This is a genomic window from Mesorhizobium sp. INR15, from assembly GCF_015500075.1.
In the GTDB taxonomy this organism is placed as follows: domain Bacteria; phylum Pseudomonadota; class Alphaproteobacteria; order Rhizobiales; family Rhizobiaceae; genus Mesorhizobium.
In genome coordinates this window covers 2,875,755-2,894,547 of the sequence record NZ_CP045496.1, presented here as the reverse complement: position 1 = coordinate 2,894,547, position 18,793 = coordinate 2,875,755, and the positions used below count along the sequence as shown (strand labels likewise).

At 59.8% G+C, this 18,793-nt stretch carries 13 protein-coding genes and 2 pseudogenes; 5 read left to right on the top strand and 10 right to left on the bottom strand.

Translation table 11 applies throughout. From position 1 onward, the window contains the following. Positions 1 to 56 precede the first annotated feature (56 nt). A complete protein-coding gene (locus GA829_RS14175) occupies positions 57 to 749 on the top strand; it encodes a helix-turn-helix transcriptional regulator (RefSeq protein WP_195179086.1) in 693 nt (230 codons plus the stop codon). Between the two features lie 250 nt (positions 750 to 999). On the opposite strand, the gene GA829_RS14170 is transcribed toward GA829_RS14175, so the two are convergent. The 7 genes from GA829_RS14170 to GA829_RS14140 form a co-directional block, all read right to left on the bottom strand. After that, positions 1,000 to 2,583, bottom strand: a complete 1,584-nt coding sequence (locus GA829_RS14170; RefSeq protein WP_195179085.1) for a nucleoside/nucleotide kinase family protein — start codon at positions 2,581 to 2,583, stop codon at positions 1,000 to 1,002. Positions 2,584 to 2,619: 36 nt separating this feature from the next. Further along, a complete protein-coding gene (locus GA829_RS14165; RefSeq protein ID WP_195179084.1) occupies positions 2,620 to 4,068 on the bottom strand; it encodes a lipopolysaccharide biosynthesis protein in 1,449 nt (482 codons plus the stop codon). After that, positions 4,065 to 4,874 (bottom strand): AAA family ATPase, encoded by an 810-nt coding sequence (locus GA829_RS14160; protein ID WP_195179083.1) that lies wholly within the window; start codon positions 4,872 to 4,874, stop codon positions 4,065 to 4,067. The genes GA829_RS14165 and GA829_RS14160 overlap by 4 nt, the downstream gene beginning before the upstream one ends. A 73-nt stretch (positions 4,875 to 4,947) precedes the next feature. Beyond that, entirely contained in the window at positions 4,948 to 7,101 is a 2,154-nt protein-coding gene (locus GA829_RS14155; protein WP_258052287.1) for a GumC family protein, read from the bottom strand. A 106-nt stretch (positions 7,102 to 7,207) separates the two neighbouring features. Continuing rightward, entirely contained in the window at positions 7,208 to 9,208 is a 2,001-nt protein-coding gene (gene asnB / locus GA829_RS14150) for an asparagine synthase (glutamine-hydrolyzing) (RefSeq protein WP_195179082.1), read from the bottom strand. Position 9,209: 1 nt separating this feature from the next. Beyond that, positions 9,210 to 10,469, bottom strand: a complete 1,260-nt coding sequence (locus GA829_RS14145; protein WP_195179081.1) for a polymerase — start codon at positions 10,467 to 10,469, stop codon at positions 9,210 to 9,212. Beyond that, entirely contained in the window at positions 10,466 to 11,689 is a 1,224-nt protein-coding gene (locus GA829_RS14140) for a glycosyltransferase (RefSeq protein WP_195179080.1), read from the bottom strand. Before GA829_RS14140 ends, GA829_RS14145 begins: the two co-directional genes overlap by 4 nt. A gap of 461 nt (positions 11,690 to 12,150) precedes the next feature. On the opposite strand from GA829_RS14140, the gene GA829_RS14135 reads away from it, so the two are divergent. Further along, a complete protein-coding gene (locus tag GA829_RS14135; protein ID WP_195179079.1) occupies positions 12,151 to 13,626 on the top strand; it encodes a calcium-binding protein in 1,476 nt (491 codons plus the stop codon). Between the two features lie 43 nt (positions 13,627 to 13,669). On the opposite strand, the gene GA829_RS14130 is transcribed toward GA829_RS14135, so the two are convergent. Beyond that, complete coding sequence (locus GA829_RS14130; protein ID WP_195179915.1) at positions 13,670 to 13,807, bottom strand: hypothetical protein; 138 nt, start codon at positions 13,805 to 13,807, stop codon at positions 13,670 to 13,672. Between GA829_RS14130 and GA829_RS14125 the strand changes: the two are divergent. The 3 genes and pseudogenes from GA829_RS14125 to GA829_RS14115 all read left to right on the top strand — a co-directional run. Further along, positions 13,776 to 13,925 (top strand): annotated as a pseudogene (locus tag GA829_RS14125) (IS5/IS1182 family transposase); the annotation flags it as partial. The gene GA829_RS14130 and the pseudogene GA829_RS14125 overlap by 32 nt on opposite strands. Positions 13,926 to 14,221: 296 nt before the next feature. Then, positions 14,222 to 16,135, top strand: coding sequence for an acyltransferase family protein (locus GA829_RS14120; RefSeq protein ID WP_195179078.1), 1,914 nt, complete (start codon positions 14,222 to 14,224; stop codon positions 16,133 to 16,135). An 85-nt stretch (positions 16,136 to 16,220) separates the two neighbouring features. Beyond that, positions 16,221 to 16,403: pseudogene (locus GA829_RS14115) on the top strand (tyrosine-type recombinase/integrase); the annotation flags it as partial. Positions 16,404 to 16,665: 262 nt separating this feature from the next. Here GA829_RS14115 and GA829_RS14110 read toward each other — a convergent pair. Beyond that, positions 16,666 to 17,568, bottom strand: coding sequence for a hypothetical protein (locus GA829_RS14110; protein ID WP_258052286.1), 903 nt, complete (start codon positions 17,566 to 17,568; stop codon positions 16,666 to 16,668). Between the two features lie 13 nt (positions 17,569 to 17,581). Then, positions 17,582 to 18,772 carry an FkbM family methyltransferase gene (locus GA829_RS14105; protein WP_195179077.1) on the bottom strand — a complete coding sequence of 397 codons (1,191 nt, stop codon included), beginning with the start codon at positions 18,770 to 18,772 and terminating at the stop codon, positions 17,582 to 17,584. Positions 18,773 to 18,793 lie beyond the last annotated feature (21 nt).

The window sequence follows — 18,793 nt, the reverse complement described above, 5'->3', positions numbered from 1 at the left end:
AAGTAATTCATGAAGAGTTCACTTCTGGCGGAAGAAACTATAGTTGGGGTAGAAAAATGACTCTGATTGACAGGCGCAACGATACGGTTGCGGGCGGGCGGTACATTGCCCTGAAGAATGCGTACGCGTGCCAGTCACACTCTACGCACTCTTCACATAGTTCAGATCGACCAGACGCCTGGCTTGACGGGCCGGAACGTCGCAGTTTGGAATCCATCACTGGCATGCTTGACCGCATCGGCTGCGGCTATCTCATACTGAGTCGGGAAAAAAAGGTGATTGAATGGAACGCAGCCGCTCAAAGCACGCTTGAGCGTCAGGGCGAAGCCGCTGATACGGCTGGCGAGCTTTCAGCCGCGCTAAGGCGGCTGGTTGCCAATGTTCCCGCCCATTTCCTGCCCGGTTCATTGTCATGGGTGGTGATCAGCGGCAGGAGCGACAGGCCGGCGGTGCTGAAGGAGATGGACTTCACCGCGCCTGACGGAACGTGTATCGTCGCGCTGCTGGATCGCGAGAACAGGTCGTCGGCCAATCCCCAGACACTGCAAAGGATGTTCGGCTTGACGAGCGCTGAAACACACCTTGCGTTGCGCCTGGCTCAGGGCGACGCCCCCTTGGAGATCGCTCGCAGTTGGCGCCTCAGCCGCACCACGATCCGTTCCCAGCTTGCATCGCTGTTCGCCAAGACCGAGACGAAACGGCAGGCGGAGCTGGTAGCTCTCTTGTGGCGCGTTTCGGTCTTGCCATAGGGCAGCAGTCCAGAGGTCGGGCCTGCGTCGCATGGCTGCGTCCGCTGTTTGTTCGAGTCAGGTCGCCGTGAACCGAAATCGACCGAGGCGCTCGGCGCAAGTGCGCCCAATCTGGTGCGCCCAATCTGGCTTGCGGTTCCGCCGACCCAGTCTGGCCGGCGGATACTCTGCGTGAATGCGGACGGTCGCGGCGCTCGCAATCCCGTCTCGATATGGTTCGACGATTACGATCCGAGGATGCTCGGCATGCTCAAAGCTTCCTCCAGATCGCGGCCTTGGCCGCACTGATGACGTCAGCCAGCGGCTGGCCGGCATCCACGCTCACCACAGTAACGTCCCCAAAGGCCAGTTGCTCCAGGGCTGGCACCCGCCTGCCGATGACCAGTGGATCCATGTCCGGCTCGCGCGCCATGATGACCTGGGGGGTTGTCTGTAACTTGATCACAAGATCTGGCGGCAGCCGTCGGGCAAGCGCATAGGCGTTGGCCTCAAACCGTCGAAGCCAGGCCGGGACATTTGCCAGTCGGGGCAGCAGCGGCGCGTCGTTGAAATCCGCGATCTGGTCCTGGGGGAATCTGTCGGCGATGACGACCATGCCTCGATCCGCTCCACGACGCGCGGCCACCAGCTTCGTTGCCTTCTCTACAGCCGCGACTGTTGCCCAGATGGCAAGAAGAATGCTGTAGAACGGTCCCGGCGCATGATCCGAGACTGGGCCGTGCGAACTGCCCGCGGGTTTGGTTCCAAGCACCCAAGTTGCCGCCGGTATCAGCAATTTGAACGGCAGCAGGAATAGCGACGGCCGCCCTCCTCCTGTGCCAAAATAGATGGGAAGCACATCGACCTCCGACCCAAGCCACTCGCGGACCGCCGCGACCAGCGTCGTCTTGCCGCTTCCGTCGATGCCAATCACCGCCACCACAATGCCACCACCGGGCGCGCGGCGGCTCCACGGACGGGGTATATGGAGAAACCGCTTGTTCAGGCTTCCTGCGGTCCATAGGGCGGCTCGTCCAGCGCCGCGCAGGATGCCCTCGAAGGCGTTGTAGGTTCGATACACCGCCAGGTCCCTGCGGATATGCCGGCGAAGGCGATGCTGAGCCGCGAGATGCGGCTCGAATAGTGCATCGGCAATTGCTTCCGCCAGATCATCTTTTACGAGCCTTGCCGCCAGATCACGAAGACCGCGACGATCGACGCGCGACGCCAGATCCAGCCGGTCTAGCTCGAATTTCTGTTGCGTCGCCCGCCAGTCACGAAGCGCGATGGGATCTCGACGCCTCAATTCGAAGCTGGCCCGCACCAACAGCAAAAGCGCTTCGACTGCCGGATCCAATAGCCGGATCGGCAGTGTCGGATGGGGAATCGCCGAGGCCAGAATGAGCCGTTCCCATGGAAGCTGATAATTTCTCAGAAGACGCTCGCCGACGACAAGGCGGAAGTGAAGATGGAGATGGATGATGCGGCCGCTCGGCTCGTCATAGCCCAGAAAGCTCTGTATCGCGGGATGGCTATGGCAATCTATGGACTCGAAGCGCTTGAGGCCGCAGGCGAGCAGCGCCTGAGCGGCCAGATGCTGATCGGATCTCGCGATAAGCAGATCGAGGTCAGATTCACCCAGCAAGACAGCAGGCAGGCGCCGGCTGCTCTTCCAGTAGCAGCATTCGACATTGCTTTGCCGCAACGCGATGAGCGCCATAAGCAGAATATCCAGCACCTGGAATTCTCCAGCCGGTTTGGCATTGGCACTTCCCACGCTGTCAGCCCTCGCAGCCGCTGCGGAATTGGGCTCAACCCGCGAAAGCCAGTTCTCCTGATGACCGGCAAATGTCATTGTACCGACCTCCTAAAGAGGGACATGCTGCTATCCCTATCGAGCCCTGAGTTGTCCCGACCTGATCGCCAAGGCAGCAAAGATCAGACCGGGCAGGATATTCAATCGCTTGCGGATATAGATCGCCATCGCCAGATTCCAGACGACCAGGGCGAGCACGACGCCCACTGCCGCTCCGATCGTGCCATCCAGCTTCATGCCAATCGCACAGGCCACAATGTTGACGGCGGCGCCGGCAACCATGGTCGTTGCAGCGGCCCATTCATGCCCGGTCATCGTCAGGAGGTTCAGCTGCGGTCCGCAAAACGCGGTGCAGACATAACCCATGATGAGAATCCGTGCGATCAGTGCCCCCGCCACAAAATCTTCGCCGAACCAACGCAGGAGAGGCTCGGTGACCAGCAGCAACGGACAAGCGGTAGCCATGGCCCCGCCGAAAGACAGAACAGCGGCGCGCGAGAACAGCCGCTGCAACGCCTCGTGATCCTGGCGAGCGTGAAGATCCGCCGCTGTTGGCGAGAACATCGTGCTGACGGCGACACTTGAAAGGCCCACCAGCAACGCCACGTTGAGGCCCAGGGCGAAGATGCCGGCCTCTCGAACCTGGCCGGTCGACCCCAGAAGCACGACCCCGGTCCGGCTTACGAAAACGTCAAGCCCGGTGATAAGCATGGTCGGGGGGACCGCGGACCACCACTGGCGTCCGCTATAGGCCGCCTGTGTGTCCCGCAGGCCGGCAGGCCGTAGTTTCGTCGCGGTGACGAGCACGAGCACCACGGTGACGGCCGAGCTCGCGACGACCGCCATCATCGCGAACCGGGCATCCAGGGTCCACCAACCCGAAAATGCCGCGCCACCCAAGAGAGCCAGCAGAAGTCCATCACGCGCAACGCGCTCGGGTAAAAGAGCCGACACGACACCGCCAAAGGCGCGGACCAGGGTTGCGCCAATGGCATAGGCAGTGATCAAGGGCACGGCAGCCATGCCGAGGAGCAGGGTCGCCTGAAGCTGCTGATCGAGGTGTTGCGAAGAGAGAAAGATGACGAGCGCGGCTCCAGTCAACCCCGCCAGTGTCGCCGCCAGCAGCGACCACCTCAGCGCGAAAATGATTACCCCGCGCGCCAGGTCCAAACGCCCGGCGGCCCTGTACGCTGGCACAAAGCGCAGAAGCGACACGTTGAAGCCAAGCATGGAGAGGGAGGCAAGAACCGTGCTCCAGGCAAGGGTGTAGGAGTAGATACCGTAGCTTGTCGCACCGACAAGGCGCGCGATGCCGAGCTGCGCCATGCTGGTGAGCCCCGCACCACCGATATAGACCAGGAGCGCGAAGATGCTTGCATGGACGAGGCGCCGGCCGACATCGTGACTCCCGGCATGCGTGGCGGTGGAGGCCGTGCCACCGATTGCGGCAACGGGCGGCGAGATACCAACGACCTCATCGGCGGTTTGATATTCCAGCGCATACCCCTCGGAGCGATCGTTCATGCCTGGTTCTTTCCTAGCCTGCGTTTGGCCGGCAAATCATTTCGCTCCCGCCCCTTGGAGATGGCCGAAACTTCGATCAGCGATAGCCGCGCCAGGATTTCCTCTTCCACCTGACGAAGGCCGCTGGAGGATGATTGCTGGTCGATTGATTGAATCGAAACGATGTTTCGGTGCGCGCTCACGAGAATCTCGCCGATGTCGTCGAATACGCGAAAGGCGTTCATGTTGTCCGCGATATCCACTTCAAGGAGCCGCTCCGCCGCCGCTTCGCATGTCATTCTTGCCCGCAGCCGTGTTTCCACCACATCGCGCGGCACGATTATCCGGACCACCAAATCGGCCTGGGGGGCGACTTGAAGCGCTTGTGCGATCAACGCGTCATCTGCCGCACTATTGAACATCGCCAGTGACCCGATTGCCTGAACAAAGCCCTGGTCAAATATTGTTATGTTCGTCGATCTCTGAGCCTGCTTCCAACAGCGCGACAACCGTATGATATATTGCCAAATACGCGCACGCCATTTTATACTTTCAGGAGGCATGATATTCAGCAATTTGGCGCTTATTTTTATCTCGTATCTTTCCCAAAACGATGAAAATAGTACCAAAAGAACAGAAAAAGCAGCCGAAGACATCCTGTAACCGACTGAGAATATCCCCAGGAAATCCCAGCCCTCGCCTCTACTCCGCGGCTGATAGCAGAGGATGACCTTGGCCATGTACCCTCTGTCACGCAGGCGGCTGGCAAGCGCATGCGCGAGGGTTGTTTTGCCGGACGCCGGCGGGCCGAAAAATTCAATGATCATGCCAATTCAAATCCGGAGGTCTCGTTGTCCCTGCTTGTCGCGATGGTCGTCGATCCGCGGCTGAAGCCGCCCGTCAAAGGTTGGTGAGCAAAAGGCCGCCACTATCCTCGAACCGATAGCTGGCGTGTTGTTTCAGATTGACCTGCGTCAGAACGCTGACCGTGGAAGCGGACAGATTCCAAGGCAGGCTCTCCTCGACCCCGATGGACTCAAGCACGCCGCGCGCGATGTTCCGCGGCGTCTCACCCCAGCGCACGGTCAACAGGACGGCGTCTGCCCAACCGGTTAGGAATCTCGCTTCCGGCCCCGGCAGCCCCGAGGGACCGTCTATGATCACGACAGTGTATTTCTCTCGCAACCTGTCCATGAGTTTCACACCGTCCACCGTCGATACGAGATGGAGGAGGTCGCGGGCAATCGGTGGCGCGGGCATCAAACTGACACCAATTTCCGGCATGTCTTCAACCGTTTCGGACAGAGCTTGACTGCCGATCAGGAAGTCGGCGACGTTGCAACTGGTCCTGGATTTGCTGAACTCATGGCGAAATTCGCGCGTCATCGGCGCTCCCTGCTGATCAAAGTCTAGCAAAAGGACCCGCTCTCCAAGCCGGGTCGCGGTCAATGCAAGGCTCCACGCGAGCGATGTTTTGTCTTCGCCGCCGTCACTGGCCATGACCAGAATTATTCCCGGTAACCGCAATCTCGAATTGGCCAGGGAAATCAGCAGTGAACCAACGGCGCGCGTATAGGGGGCCTTGTGTTGCCCCAGCAGCAGACCGCAAAGTCGCCTCGCGCGCGGCCGAACGATCATTGGAAGGAGACCAAGGCACGGAATCCCCAAGGCAGCCTCGGCTTCGGCCTCGCTGCGAAGAGTTCGATCGAAGCGCCGGCGCACGAGCACAAGAACGGCACTGGCGAGGCCAAACACGATCATCCCGGGGGGAACCAGAAAAATCGGAGATAACGTCACCGGACGCGCTGGCGGCCACGCCGCGGACAGGATCGCCACGCCCGGCGCCGGAGACCCGATCCGCTGTGACAAATCCTGTTGCCGCGCCAACAAGTCGTTGTAGCGTTGGGAGACGACATCGACCTGCAATTCGAGCGCGCGCAAGCCTGAAAGACGACTGACGGCATCGGCTGCGGCCGCCCTGAGCGTTCCGCTCCGCTCCTCAAGCAACGTTATTTGAGTGAGATAGATGCGCCTTTCCGCATTGAGCCGAGCGACCTGACGCTCGATCTCGCTCGCGATCGCCTGCCGCCGATCCGGGCCGCTCCCGGTCGCCGGCGTGGCGCCGGTGTCGCCAGCCGCGCCTGCGACGAGATCAATCAATGAGGGCGACCCGATTGCCTCCGCCAGATCCTTGACCGGCGCTTCGGTCTTGCGAAGGTCCTCAACGCGTCCGAGCCGCGCCTCGACCGCGATGAGACTCGCCTTGACCAAGGACATCCGCTGGCCGAGGTCAGCAATCTCCCGGCCGCTGTCATCCGCACTTCCACGATCAGGAGCACCATTGGTCAAGCGATAGGTCTGCAGTTGGTCCGTGGCGCGCGCCAGTTCGCCCTGCATCACTGTCAAGCGGGAGACGACCGAGGCAAGATCACGTTGGTCCGAGGCACGGTTTTGCTGCGCCATGTCCTCGACGTAGACAGTGGCAACCGTGTTGGCGACCTGAGCGGCTCGCGCCGGATCGCGGTCGGTGAATCCGATGCTGACGATTCTTGAGCGCAGTTCCTGGCCGACCCTCAGTCCGTCTTTCAATACCTTGAGCGCAGCCGCATCCGCCGCCTCCGGCGTTGCAGCGGCAGCCTGTCGATCGAACCAGCTCTCTGGCAAGAGACTGCTTGCCCGCGCCCGCGCCTTCAACAGCATCGCAACAACGGCACCGCGCAGGGAACCCGGTTCGGCCCCGGCGGAGGCCGAGCGCGCGGGACCCTGCTCCTCGTCCGCCTTGCGCAGGGCCGCAAGCACGTTCCTCAGATGCGCTTCCGACGAAAGCAAAGTCAGATGACCGTCGACAATGGCAGCCAGCATGTCCTGCGGCGCGTTCGCCGTACCGGCCGGCGAACCGTTGCCAGGCAGGTCAACGATCACTTGTGTGCTGGCCTCGTAAAGCGGGTGGCGCGCCAGTCCGGTAAATCCGGCCAGGATGCCGCCCAGAATGCCCATGCCGAGGACCAGCCACTTTTTCCTCCAAACGGTGACCGCGGCCTGCTGGAAGGGCATTGAGTCATCCGTCTCTTCAAGACGTGGCTGCCGCAATCGCACACTGGATCCGTGCGTTGGCACCGACGTTTTCTTTGGCCGTAGAAGTTGAACTTGGTTGACCATTTCAATCACCCATCAACGCGTACTCTCGGGACAAGGTTGTTTCTCTGGACGCGGCCAACTGCCCCGCCTCGTTGCGCCACGCTTGAAACATCAGCACCGGCCACAGATCGCGCGCGCGATCTTGTCTTCCGTCGATGTGGTCGCGCCAGCAGGCGTCAATCCTCGCAGAATCGAGAATCCCGTCGCCCGCGAGCCGTGCCCCGGCAATCAGGTCCGACGCCCATGCGCGGAGAGGTCCTTTAAGCCAGGCTCCAATCGGCACGTCGAAGCCTTGCTTTGGTCGGTCAATCAGCCGCTGCGGCACATACTGGCCCAGCAACTGACGAAGGATCCATTTGCCCTTGCCATTTCGAACCTTGGCGTTGGCCGGCAGCCGCCATGAGAATTCAACGACGCGATGGTCAAGAATCGGGCACCGGACTTCGAGGCCATTTGCCATGCTGGCGCGATCGAGCTTCACCAATATATCGCCGGGCAGATAGCCGGTCATGTCGTCGAACAGGAGCCGGGACAACAGGTCATCGAGTTGTGGTGAACCGGAATTCGAGGGCATTGGCTGGCGAGCAAGCAGGTTCCCGGTCAAGGGCCCCGTCAGCCGCTGAAGCAAATCATCCTCATCCGCCGCGTCGAGCAGACCCGCGAGGCGGTTCAACCGGTCACTTCGCAACATGTGCCGAACACGTGCCGAGAGCGGCAGGCTGCCGACGAGATCATGCAGCGCGGGTCTGGCCAGCAGCCCGGCCCCCGCGGCCAACATCCGGCGAACTGGTGATGGAAGCACCTGCTGCCTTCTCAGGCGGGTTGCCAGGAAGTGCCGGGAATATCCTGCGAAGCATTCGTCGCCACCGTCACCCGAAAGAGCGACCGTGACATGCTGGCGCGCGAGCCGAGACACCAGCAATGTCGGGATCTGTGATTCGTCGGCGAATGGTTCGTCCCAGACACGGGGCAGCTCTGGAATTACGTCCCGTGCAGCGGCCGCGGAAAGGTGGAGCTCGGTATGATCGGTGCCAAGGTGCCGTGCCACCGCGGCCGCATGTGGAGCCTCGTCAAACCCGGGCTCGCCAAAGGCTATGGTGAAAGTCCGCACCGGCTTTGTGGACTGGGCCTGCATCAGGGCGACCACGGTCGAGCTATCTATGCCGCCCGACAGAAAGGCGCCAAGCGGCACGTCGGCGACCATTCGTTCGCCGACCGCGCGTCGAAGCAGGCTGTCCAACTCGGTCGTAAGGTCCTCGTCGCTGCCGGCCGCCGGTTCCCGCTGCCCTTGCCTGGCGACCTCGGCCAGAGACCACCAGTACCGAATGTGGTGAGCAAGAGAGCCGGCACTGCGTGCGGCGGCAAAATCCGCGGCCGTCACCGACATGATCGAGCCGGGTGGCAGCTTCAATACCCCTTGCCAGATACAATTGCTGTCCGGCACCCATCCCCTTGAAAGCATCGCTGCAGCGGCACCGACATCGAGTGCGGCCGCGAAGCCCGGGAACTGGCTGATCGCCTTCAGTTCCGAAGCGAAAATCAACGCCTCGCGCGTCGAGGCGACGTAAAGCGGCTTCTTTCCCATCCGGTCGCGGGCGAGGTGAAGGGTACGGGTCTGCAGATCCCACAACCCAAGCGCAAACATACCGGCGAAACGCGTGAGTGCCGCGTCAAGGCCCCACGCCTCGATCGCGCACAGCATGATTTCGGTATCGCTGGTGCCGCGGAAGAAGTTGCCCGCAGCCTCCAGCTCGCGGCGCAAATCGCGGAAATTGTATATCTCGCCATTGAAGGTGACGACATATCGGCCACTTGCGGAATGCATGGGCTGGCGCCCAGCCTCCGACAGATCGACGATGGCCAGACGCCGATGACCGAACGCGATCCCGGCCTCGCGGTCCATCCAGAATCCATCGCCATCCGGTCCGCGGTGGCGAAGCGCTGTCGTCATTTGCCCTATCGCCCGCAGCGGCTTCGCATCGGCTGCGTCGGGTGCAAGAAGAATTCCGGCAACGCCGCACATCTTAGTACCCCCGGTGGCGAACGGTCGCCGGAAATGCGCGCGGAGTTCCCGCGACGAGGCACATGGTCAGCGCAAACCACACAATCGGATGCCGGATGATCAGATGCGGAATACTGAACACGATGATCGATGCGACGACCGCCAAAAGAGCGTCGGATTTTGCGCGCCATGCGGACAAGGTTGCCGAGCCGACGATCCACATCAGCGCCAAGACCGCGATCAGGCCACCTTGGGTGTAGAGATCGAGAACGGTGCTGTGAGCCTCGAAAGGCCTTGGCAGGAACTGCTTGTCGACGATGGGAGGACGTTCAAGATGCGGGCCCGGACCAAGGCCCAACGACCCGGATTCCCCTCCCTTGTCCAAGGCTTCACCCCAGAGAAAAAGACGAAGTGCGGCGGTTTCCTCGGTCGCCTCCCCGCCCCTGTCCTTGGTAAGGCTCTTGGCGAAATTCTCGACGCTGCCGGCCTCGGTGAGGGCGTAGGGGGCCAACGACATCGCCAAGGGAAGCGAGCCTACCATCAACAGGAGCACAATCTGCCGGAAAAGGCTGGCCTTGGCGCCGCCGGTCGCAAGCCAGGTCCTGACCCGCAGCGCTACGAATATCAAGCAGGTCAGGACGCTCGTATAGAGGTACGTATCGCTCTTTGTCAGCCTGCCGACATAGAAGGTCAGAACCAAGCTACTCAGTCCGAGTAACCTGCCCCACGAACTGCTGGTGGTCGTCGCGAGATGCAGGGCCAGCGGACCAAAGAGTGCGCAATAGAGCGCGAGCTGGTTGGGATTCTCCGACCAACCACGGAAGCGATCCCAATACCAGGGATCGACGCCGGATTGGTGAATCCAACCCCAGCCAAGCCCCACCTGAATGACGAAGCATGCATTCGCGACAATGACTATCCACCAGGCACTGCGGCGCAAATGCGCACCGGCGTCGGGCTCCGCGGCTGCCAGGCAGGTAACGCAAACCAACAGCACGTAAGCTATGGTGTCATGCAGCAGCGGATCCAGGTACAGCACCGTCGTCAGAAAGCCGACGACGGTGCCTATTCCCAGGGCGAATGTCAGGATCAGCCAGAAGCCCGCAAGCCGGGCCAGGGCCGGCGTGGCTTCCAGCTGGGCGCCAGCCAGGATCCGTCCGATCGACAGCATGATCCAAAGCATGAGGAACAGTTCGCCATATCCAAACGGCAACTTCGGGATGGTGAGCTGCGCCGCATAGGACATAGCGACACCGCATGCCAGGAGCGCGTCGCGGATCATTGTCGCGCCTCACCCAATCGCGGATTTCCCGCATCCTTTGCCGTCAACATCACAGGCGCCGATTGCGAAAAATTACCGTGGGTTCTGCCGGCAAGGACACTCTGGTACAGGTCGCAATACTGGTCGACGACCCCAGAGAGCGCAAACCGCTCGCGGACAAATCCGACCGAGCGGCCGCCCATGATTTTTGCCTGGGTGCGATCGGACAGGATGTCGATTATTCTGGATGCAAGGCCGTTCACATCGCGCGGCGCGACGAGATAGCCGTTCCATCCGTCTTTGACCACGTCATTGCAGCCGGGCATCCTTGAGGCCACGATTGGCAAACCGGCCAACCCGGCCTCCAGCAGGACGCGCGGGATACCCTCGCGATACTGCGTGGGAAACGCGAACAGATCAGCCATGCCAAGGAGGGCCGAAACATCCTGCCTCGGTCCAAGGGCCATTACATGAGGAGCCAATCGGTCGATCTGCGCCTTGTCGACACCAAACGGACCTTCGGATTCACGCGGGCCGACAAGCACGAACCGCGCATTGGGCCTTTCGGAAAGGATGCGCGGGACCGCCGCCAAGAGGGTTGGGATCCCCTTCTGACGGGTCAGACGGCCGACAAAGATCACGATTTCAGCAGCCTGAAGCCCGAACTCCTCGCGCATCGCCGCCGCGGAAGGACCGCTATGCCTGGCGGCTGCGAACGCATCCACGTCGATCCCGGAACCGGCGATCAGCCGTCCCGTGCCGCGTCCAACCAGCCGATAGCGCTCGAAAAAGGCCTGGTCGTCCCGATTTTGGAAAACGGTTGCGGCTGTCCAGCATGACGCTGCCGCCTGGAGACCGCAAAAGACAGGACGCAAGGCCACGGCCCGCGGCTCCAGCGAGGAAAAGATCCAGCCAAGGCCGTTGATCGTGCGGACGACCGGTACCTGCCCACGCACCGCCAGCGGCGTCAGGAGGTTGGGCTTGGTATCAAAGCTTTGAATAATGTCCGGCCGAAGCTTTGACATCAATCCGCGGACCGAGCGCAGAGCGCTCCAGTCTCCACTGCCACTGGCAAAGCGGTCGAACCCAAATCGGTGATGGGGAATGCCATGAGGTAAAAAGGCGGCACCATCGCCGCTGGAGACCGCGGTGACCTGGAATCCCCTGTCGCGCAGCGCTGTCAGGAACGCGATTCTCAAGGGGTGATCCTCACCCCCCACGCAAACCAGATGCGGATTCATCCGGCCTCTCCACGATGTGCGCGGTGCCTCAATCGGCTGGCGTTTGGATTTGCTCTCATGGCCGGTCGGATTGCTTCTGTGCGAAATAATACCCAGTTCACGCTAGGGGCATGCTTGTGCACTGTCCTCGTCCGTTTGAATGAAGCAGCGCTTGTTCCAACGCGGCGTCGCGCCGAGCCGGTTTCGGCGCCGACGCATCACATCAGAGGATCGGCGCCGCTTTGATTGCCCAGGTCCGACTTTGCATCTCAATCAGAAACGAAGGAAGCCGTGGAGGCAGCCGGCGCTCAAGACAGAGCCCGGGGCTGACGGGGTATCATCGGGCAGATGATTTCCGGTAGGCGGCTCTTCGCTTCCCTGATCAACTATTCTGACCAGCGGGTGCACGTATTTGACTTGTCGCTAATATGCCCATCGAGTAGCTAGGACAGGGGCTTGCCGAATCATACGAGGGAAATCGGATGACAACGCTCCATTACACGTCAGGATCAGGCGGATTGGGTACGAACATTGCGGCGGCCGGATTCAATCTGGTTGACGTCCAGTCCGTCGATCAGCTCAACGCGCTGCCGGCCGGCATGAAGGGTCTGGTGTGGCTCGATGAGGTCAATGGGACGTCATCCTCGTTCATCCAGAAAGTCACTCCCTTCATAGGCAATCCGAATCTTTTCGGTTTCTTCCTCGTTGACGAGCCTGACCCCACGGGCAAGTGGGGAACCTATGCGTCCGCCGCTAATCTGATGGCTGAATCCGACTGGATTCATAACCATTTGCCTGGCGCGAAGACCTTTATAACCATGATGAACTTGGGGTCTTCCGCCAACCCGGATTTCTCGAACACCTACAATCCGGCAAACACCCATATCGACTACTTCGGGCTGGATCCCTATCCGGTGCGTACAGGAACAACCACGATCGACTACAACATGATCGACAGAGCCGTGACCGCCGCCGTGGCGTCGGGCATCCCGGTCAGTCAGATTGTTCCCGTCTACCAAACGTTTGGTGGCGGCAGCTACGCCACCGACACGGGCGGCAAATATGTAATGCCGACCACGTCCCAGGAGCAGACCATGATGGACCATTGGGCTGCGCTGGACCCATCACCCGCCTTCGACTATGCGTATGCTTGGGGTTCCCAGCAAGGCGACACCGCGCTCGGCAGCGATCCGACGCTGCAAGCCTTGTTCCTCCAACACAATACCCAGAGCACCACCACTCCACCTCCAACCACCACTCCACCTCCAACCACCACTCCACCTCCAACCACCGTGCCGCCCCCAACGAGCGGCGGTACCTTCTACGGCACGCCCGGCGCTGACGTTCTTCATGGAACAACCGGCGCGGACACACTGATCGGCGGCGCCGGCAACGACACCTATTATGTCGACAATATCGGTGACAGGGTGATTGAGGCGATTGGTGGCGGCACGGACAAGGTGCTTGCTTCGGTGAGCTATGCGCTCCTGCCGGGTTCGGAGATCGAGCTTTTCGCTACCACGAATCCATCCGGCACCGCGCCAATCAAGCTCACCGGCAATTCGTTTGCCCAGACCATCCAGGGAAATGCCGGCGACAACGTCATCAACGGCGGCGGCGGCCACGATATCTTGACGGGAAATGGGGGGCACGACACCTTCGTCTTCAATAGCACTGTCAAAGCCGGCAATCTTGCCACGATTACCGACTTCAGCGTTATCCGAGACAAGATACAGCTCGACCACACCGTCTTTACAGGGCTTCACGCAGGCGCCCTGCCGACGGCAGCCTTCCACATTGGCACGGGCGCGCACAACAGCAGTCAACACATCATCTACAACAGTTCGACCGGAGCGCTCTCTTTTGACAGCGACGGCATCGGCGGCGCGCATCAGACACAGTTCGCCACCCTTTCTCCGCACCTCTTGCTTACAGCATCTTCATTCGTTGTGACTTGAGCCCTTAGAACATCCGTCTTGGTCAAGAACTATCGGCCGTGGGTCAGAACCCGCGTGATTGCATTTTGTTGCCGCCGATTGCCGCAGGTGGGCTGAACGACATTTTCTGGGTGCCGCGATCCTGTGCGCGCCATGGCGCGATCTGCCATGGCGACGCGGTAAAGATGATCGACACCTCCATTGTTCGCGTCCATCAGCAGGCGCGACGGCAAAAAAGGGAGGACCGAGATCATTGTCTCGGTCGATCACGAGGCGGGCTGACAACCAAAATCCATGCTCCTGTGGACGCCAAAGGCAGAGTTCGTTTCGACGACCGATGATGTGATGCGGCGGAAGAATTTGCCGGCGCGATCCCGACTCTCTTGGCCCGTACCGCATGCTTCAAATCGAACCGCCTGCTTTAGCGAAACCGGAGCGACGGAGTATCGGCGGTCGCACATACCGTCAAAATGGGGAAATATTCGTAGCTCCAATCGATTTCAATTTTACTATGTGTTGCTTTCAACATGACGCTTTTTATATTATCCGTGATTCGCAATATTTACTACTAAAGTTTACACTAATATAAAATCCTCCCCCATGGACACGGATCGCTTTGCCAAAGCAGGATTATCGGCGTGACATCGATGGCCTACGCGCAATCTCGGTTCTCGCCGTGCTGCTTTATCATCTCGGCATTTCAGCGCTGCCTGGGGGGGTTGTCGGCGTCGATGTGTTCTTCGCTATCTCTGGCTACTTGATCGGCGGGCGGATTTTCCAAGGCTTGGCGGCCGGACAATTCAGCTTCATCGATTTCTACGAACGGCGGGCGCGGCGGATCCTGCCGGCTTATTTCTTCGTGTCGACGCTGACCGCGGTTGCCGCTTACGCCTTGTTCATGCCAGCCGAATTGGTGAGCTTCTCGAAGTCCCTGATCGCCTCTTCACTGTTTTCGGGAAACCTTGCGACGCAGGACAATTATTTTGGACCAGACGTGGAGACGTTGCCGCTCCTCCACTACTGGTCGCTCGGGGTAGAGGAACATTTCTACCTGCTATTCCCGGTCATAACTCTGCTTGCGTGGCGGTTCGGCCGTCGAGCCTTCGCAGCGACCCTTGCGACCCTGCTTGTCGGCTCGCTCTTTGCCTCACAATTGATATTGCCTATCTCTCCGACCACGGCTTTCTACTGGCTTCCATTTAGAGCTTGGGAATTGCTCATTGGCAGCATGCTCGCCCTGCCGTTTATCGAGCCTCCGAAATCGGCTTTGACAGGCTCCATAGCCAGCGCTGCAGGCGTTCTCGCGATTGTGGTCACGCTGCTTCTCTATTCATCGGCTACCTCGTTTCCCGGTATCGCGGCATTGCCTCCGTGCGCCGGGGCGGCTCTCATGATCTGGGGTGGACAGCATCCGAATTTTGCCAGCCGCGTTCTTGGTCTGGAACCGCTGAACTATATCGGCCGCTGTTCCTACAGCCTCTATCTTGTCCATTGGCCCGTCATCGTCTTCGCCAGGCAACTTTACCCTGACGCATCGCCCTCGATGTTCCTGACAGGCACCGTCGCCATATCGTTGGGTCTGGCCGTGCTCTTCTACCAATTTATCGAAATACCGACTCGCAACCGAAAAGGGTTCTGGCGACAGCGCCGGATTTTCGAACTGTCCGCGTTGGGCGTCGTCGCATCACTCGCGTTGGCGTTTTTCACGTCAGTAAATGGCGGCTTCCTCAACAGACTGCCCGCCGACGTTCAGCGACTCCTTGCCTATAGCTCAAAGTACGATCTCCGCATGCGTGCGGACTATCGCTTTGGTCAGTGTTTCGTCGGACCCGGGCAGACCTACGCAGACATAGATCAAGCCGCCTGCCTTCCCGTCGGAGGATCGGTCGCGCTGCTTTGGGGCGACAGTTATGCCGCGCATTACACGGTTGGGCTTCGACCCATTCTTGAAGGTGAGGGTTTCGTGTTCGCCCAATTGAACGCTTCCGGCTGCCCGCCGATTATCGGGCTTGATTTTCCGCGGCGACCCAATTGCAGGGCCTTCAATGACGCTGCATTCGAGTGGATCAAGAAGAACCGGCCAAAGCTTGTCATCATGTCGTCAAGGTGGTTTTACGCGTCAGGACGGTGGTTTTACGACGAGCAGGCCATGCAGTTCTTAAAAAGGGAGATGTCAGAATTTCCCCCTGAAACGACCGTCGCTATCCTTGGACAATCACCGGCTTACGTGGAAGAGGTGCCTGTCATTCTAGCGCGTCGGTGGCTGCGGGGGGACCGCTCCACTGTTTCCGAAGGCGAGATCCGCAGCCGCGTTTTCGACGCGGATAAGGTGATGAAGGCCACGATGGCTGGGACATCGGCCTTGTATGTGTCCGTGCTCGATATCGTGTGCCCCGACCGGAAATGCCCGTTGTACGCCGACGAAACCCCTGTCCATTTCGACAGCGGGCATCTGACGGATGTCGGATCAAAACTCTTCGCGGAAGAGATCAAAGGGGAGATCGGGCTCATCCGAAAAGTTGAGCGCTAAATCAGCTGTTTTGACAACGCTGCGAATGCGATGTCGCAATACAGGCCAGAGCCGAGGCCTCTGGTGCAAGCTTGCAGGGCTTGCGAAGGTGCTGATGCTGCACGGACTAAGAAAGTCACTCGGCGTCTATCTCGCCGAGGCAGAGGCTTCGACCAGGCAGCTCATGGATGTGCTGGGGCACGACGACATAGACCACGCTGAACTGTATTCACGTGAGGCATCGCAGGTTCGTCTGGCGGTTCGGGGCATGGATCGCGTCGTGAGGCTCGTGACCCGCAAGCCGATGTCTGACCTCCAATTTCTCGCGATCGGCGACGCACACCGCCCTCCAATAATCCAAATCCAACGACGCTTGATTGTGGAAGAGTACACAACCTCGAGCGTCACCTTGGCTTGTCGCCGTAGAGGACCACCTCGGAGGCAAAAGCGGACCTCATTTCGCGGCCGCCGCCGCGGCTTTGCCTGCCACTGGCTCGGTGCGGTTTCCGAAGATCGCAAGCGGAGGGTTTCCTCCCTCATCCTCTGGCTGATCAGGTGACCCGCAACAGCTCGCGCAGCCGGACCGGCAGTCGCGGCGAGGCCTGCAGTTCGACACAGCTCGCCTCCCATCGCTTCAGGTACTCAGCGATAGGGATACCCGTGCGGCCAGGCCAACGGTTAAGTGCGCCCAGCGCCTCGACACAGTCCGGCGCGCGGTCGTATTCGGCGAGAATCGTCAGTGACATCGCCTGAGCGAATGGATTGAGGTTCGGTATCTCGATTTCTCTGCGATGATCGGCGAACCACGCCGCAGCGTCGCGAGTGAGCCCCTGGCTATCGGCGAGCACGGTATAGCCTTCGATGATATTCTCGCGATACTTGGCAATGGCATCGCCGAACGCGTTGTCGCCGGCGAAGGGCGGAGCCTCCTTCCAGCTTTTCGCCAGTCGCCCGAGCCCGCGTAACGAGTGGGCCTCCACCATGGCTTCCTCGAGCCATTGGCAGGGGGGCGCTGGCCTGGCGTCCGGCTGCCAGCTGTTGCAAAGGACATGGCCGAGCTCGTGGCCGAACTGGTAGGCGAGCTTCGACCAGTCTCGCTCGCCGATGTCGACGATGATCCACGCCATGCTGCTGCCATCAGGGTGCAGCCAGATGGCCGGCGAGCCGGACGTGTGCTCGTCGACGCGCAGCCGCGTCGGCTGGCGGTCGGAGAGCAGCCGCACGCCATCGAGGCAGGCATGCCGCATGCGCTCAACGACCTGCTCGGCGGAGCGAGGAAGCATGTGGCCCCAGTCGCCGGCGAGCTCGATGGGGGCGGTGAGCAACTTTTCCGAAGAGAGGGGTGTCACGGCTGCATAGCTCCTCTCGGGGTTCCTCCGCATCGCAAGCAGTGGCGGAAACACGCTGAAGCCCGCTGACGTGACAATTAGCGCGGCAAACTCTCTCCGCTTCATCACAGACCTCTGATTACCGGCGTAGGACTACAAAATTATCCCCGGAGTGGCCAAGATGAAAGGAAAACCCCTCTAAAACAAGCTTTCGCATCATTGCGTCTGTCACGGTCTCACCTGAAACCGCATAGTGTGTTTCCATGATGATCAGCCGAATGGCTGTCAAATCGGCCTCCATCAGGAGTTCAGTTTCCCCACCTTCGATGTCGCAGATAAGAACATTTGCAGCATGGGTGCATATGGCGTCTTCAAGGCAGTAGATCGGAATCTGTACTGTTTTTACGATTCCCGGTGTGGTCAAAGACGCATCGAGCCTGGAGGCCCAAAAAGCCTTGTCAATATAGAAGTCCACCGTTTCATCGCTTCCCGCGATCTTCCGTCGATTTTTTAACACACCGTTGCGCGACAGAATCTTGGAAAGCCCATTCCGGTCAAAGTTTTGCCGAGCGTGTTCGATAATGTCCGGATTCGCATCGAAGGTTAGGACATTTTCCGCCCCCACGATCAGTGCGGCCGTCATCGCCACTATCCCAATTGCGGTTCCAGCTTCGATGACACGGTCTGAGGGATGAAGTAGTTCGGCAGTCAAATGCCGCTCGCGGCGCTCATATGAGTTGTTGTCAAGGGCAGTAATAATGGTAGGAATATAGTCTCTGGTATCCACGAACACGCTAAATCCGCCTACGTTCGTCAGATATCCATCTCGCCCTTTCGGAATAGCGGTTGCCAAGCCTTCATTCTTCGTAATTTTCTCACGTGTCGCTTGATCAAGAGGGACACCAAAAACTTGGCATTCACTAAAGTGCAGGCATTCGTAACCATCAAGCTGCACTCTGACGAATCGGGCGGGATGATCTCCAGAGATATCCGCGACATAAGGGCGAGGATCGGAGTCACCAAAGATTGCGCTGTCGATTTTTCTATAGAAAACCGACCAGTGTTGACCATCCAACGATCTTAAAAGACTGAAGTGCCTCAACCTATGTGCTTGATGCTGCCGGTTATAGAGGATAACCTTATAGACTAAGAATTCATCCCCTAGGTCGACTTGCCACCACGGGTCCTGTTCTCGCTTAGTGTGAAAACCCATCTCGGTGGAGATATTGCCGTTGTTCCCACCCTTCGCATCTTCCTCAGGGCGCCGGCCAAATGACCACTCCGAAATAGAACTCTGTGTTGCGGGTTTGTTGAGTGCAAGGTTTGTCATGTCAATCTCCCGGCAAGCATC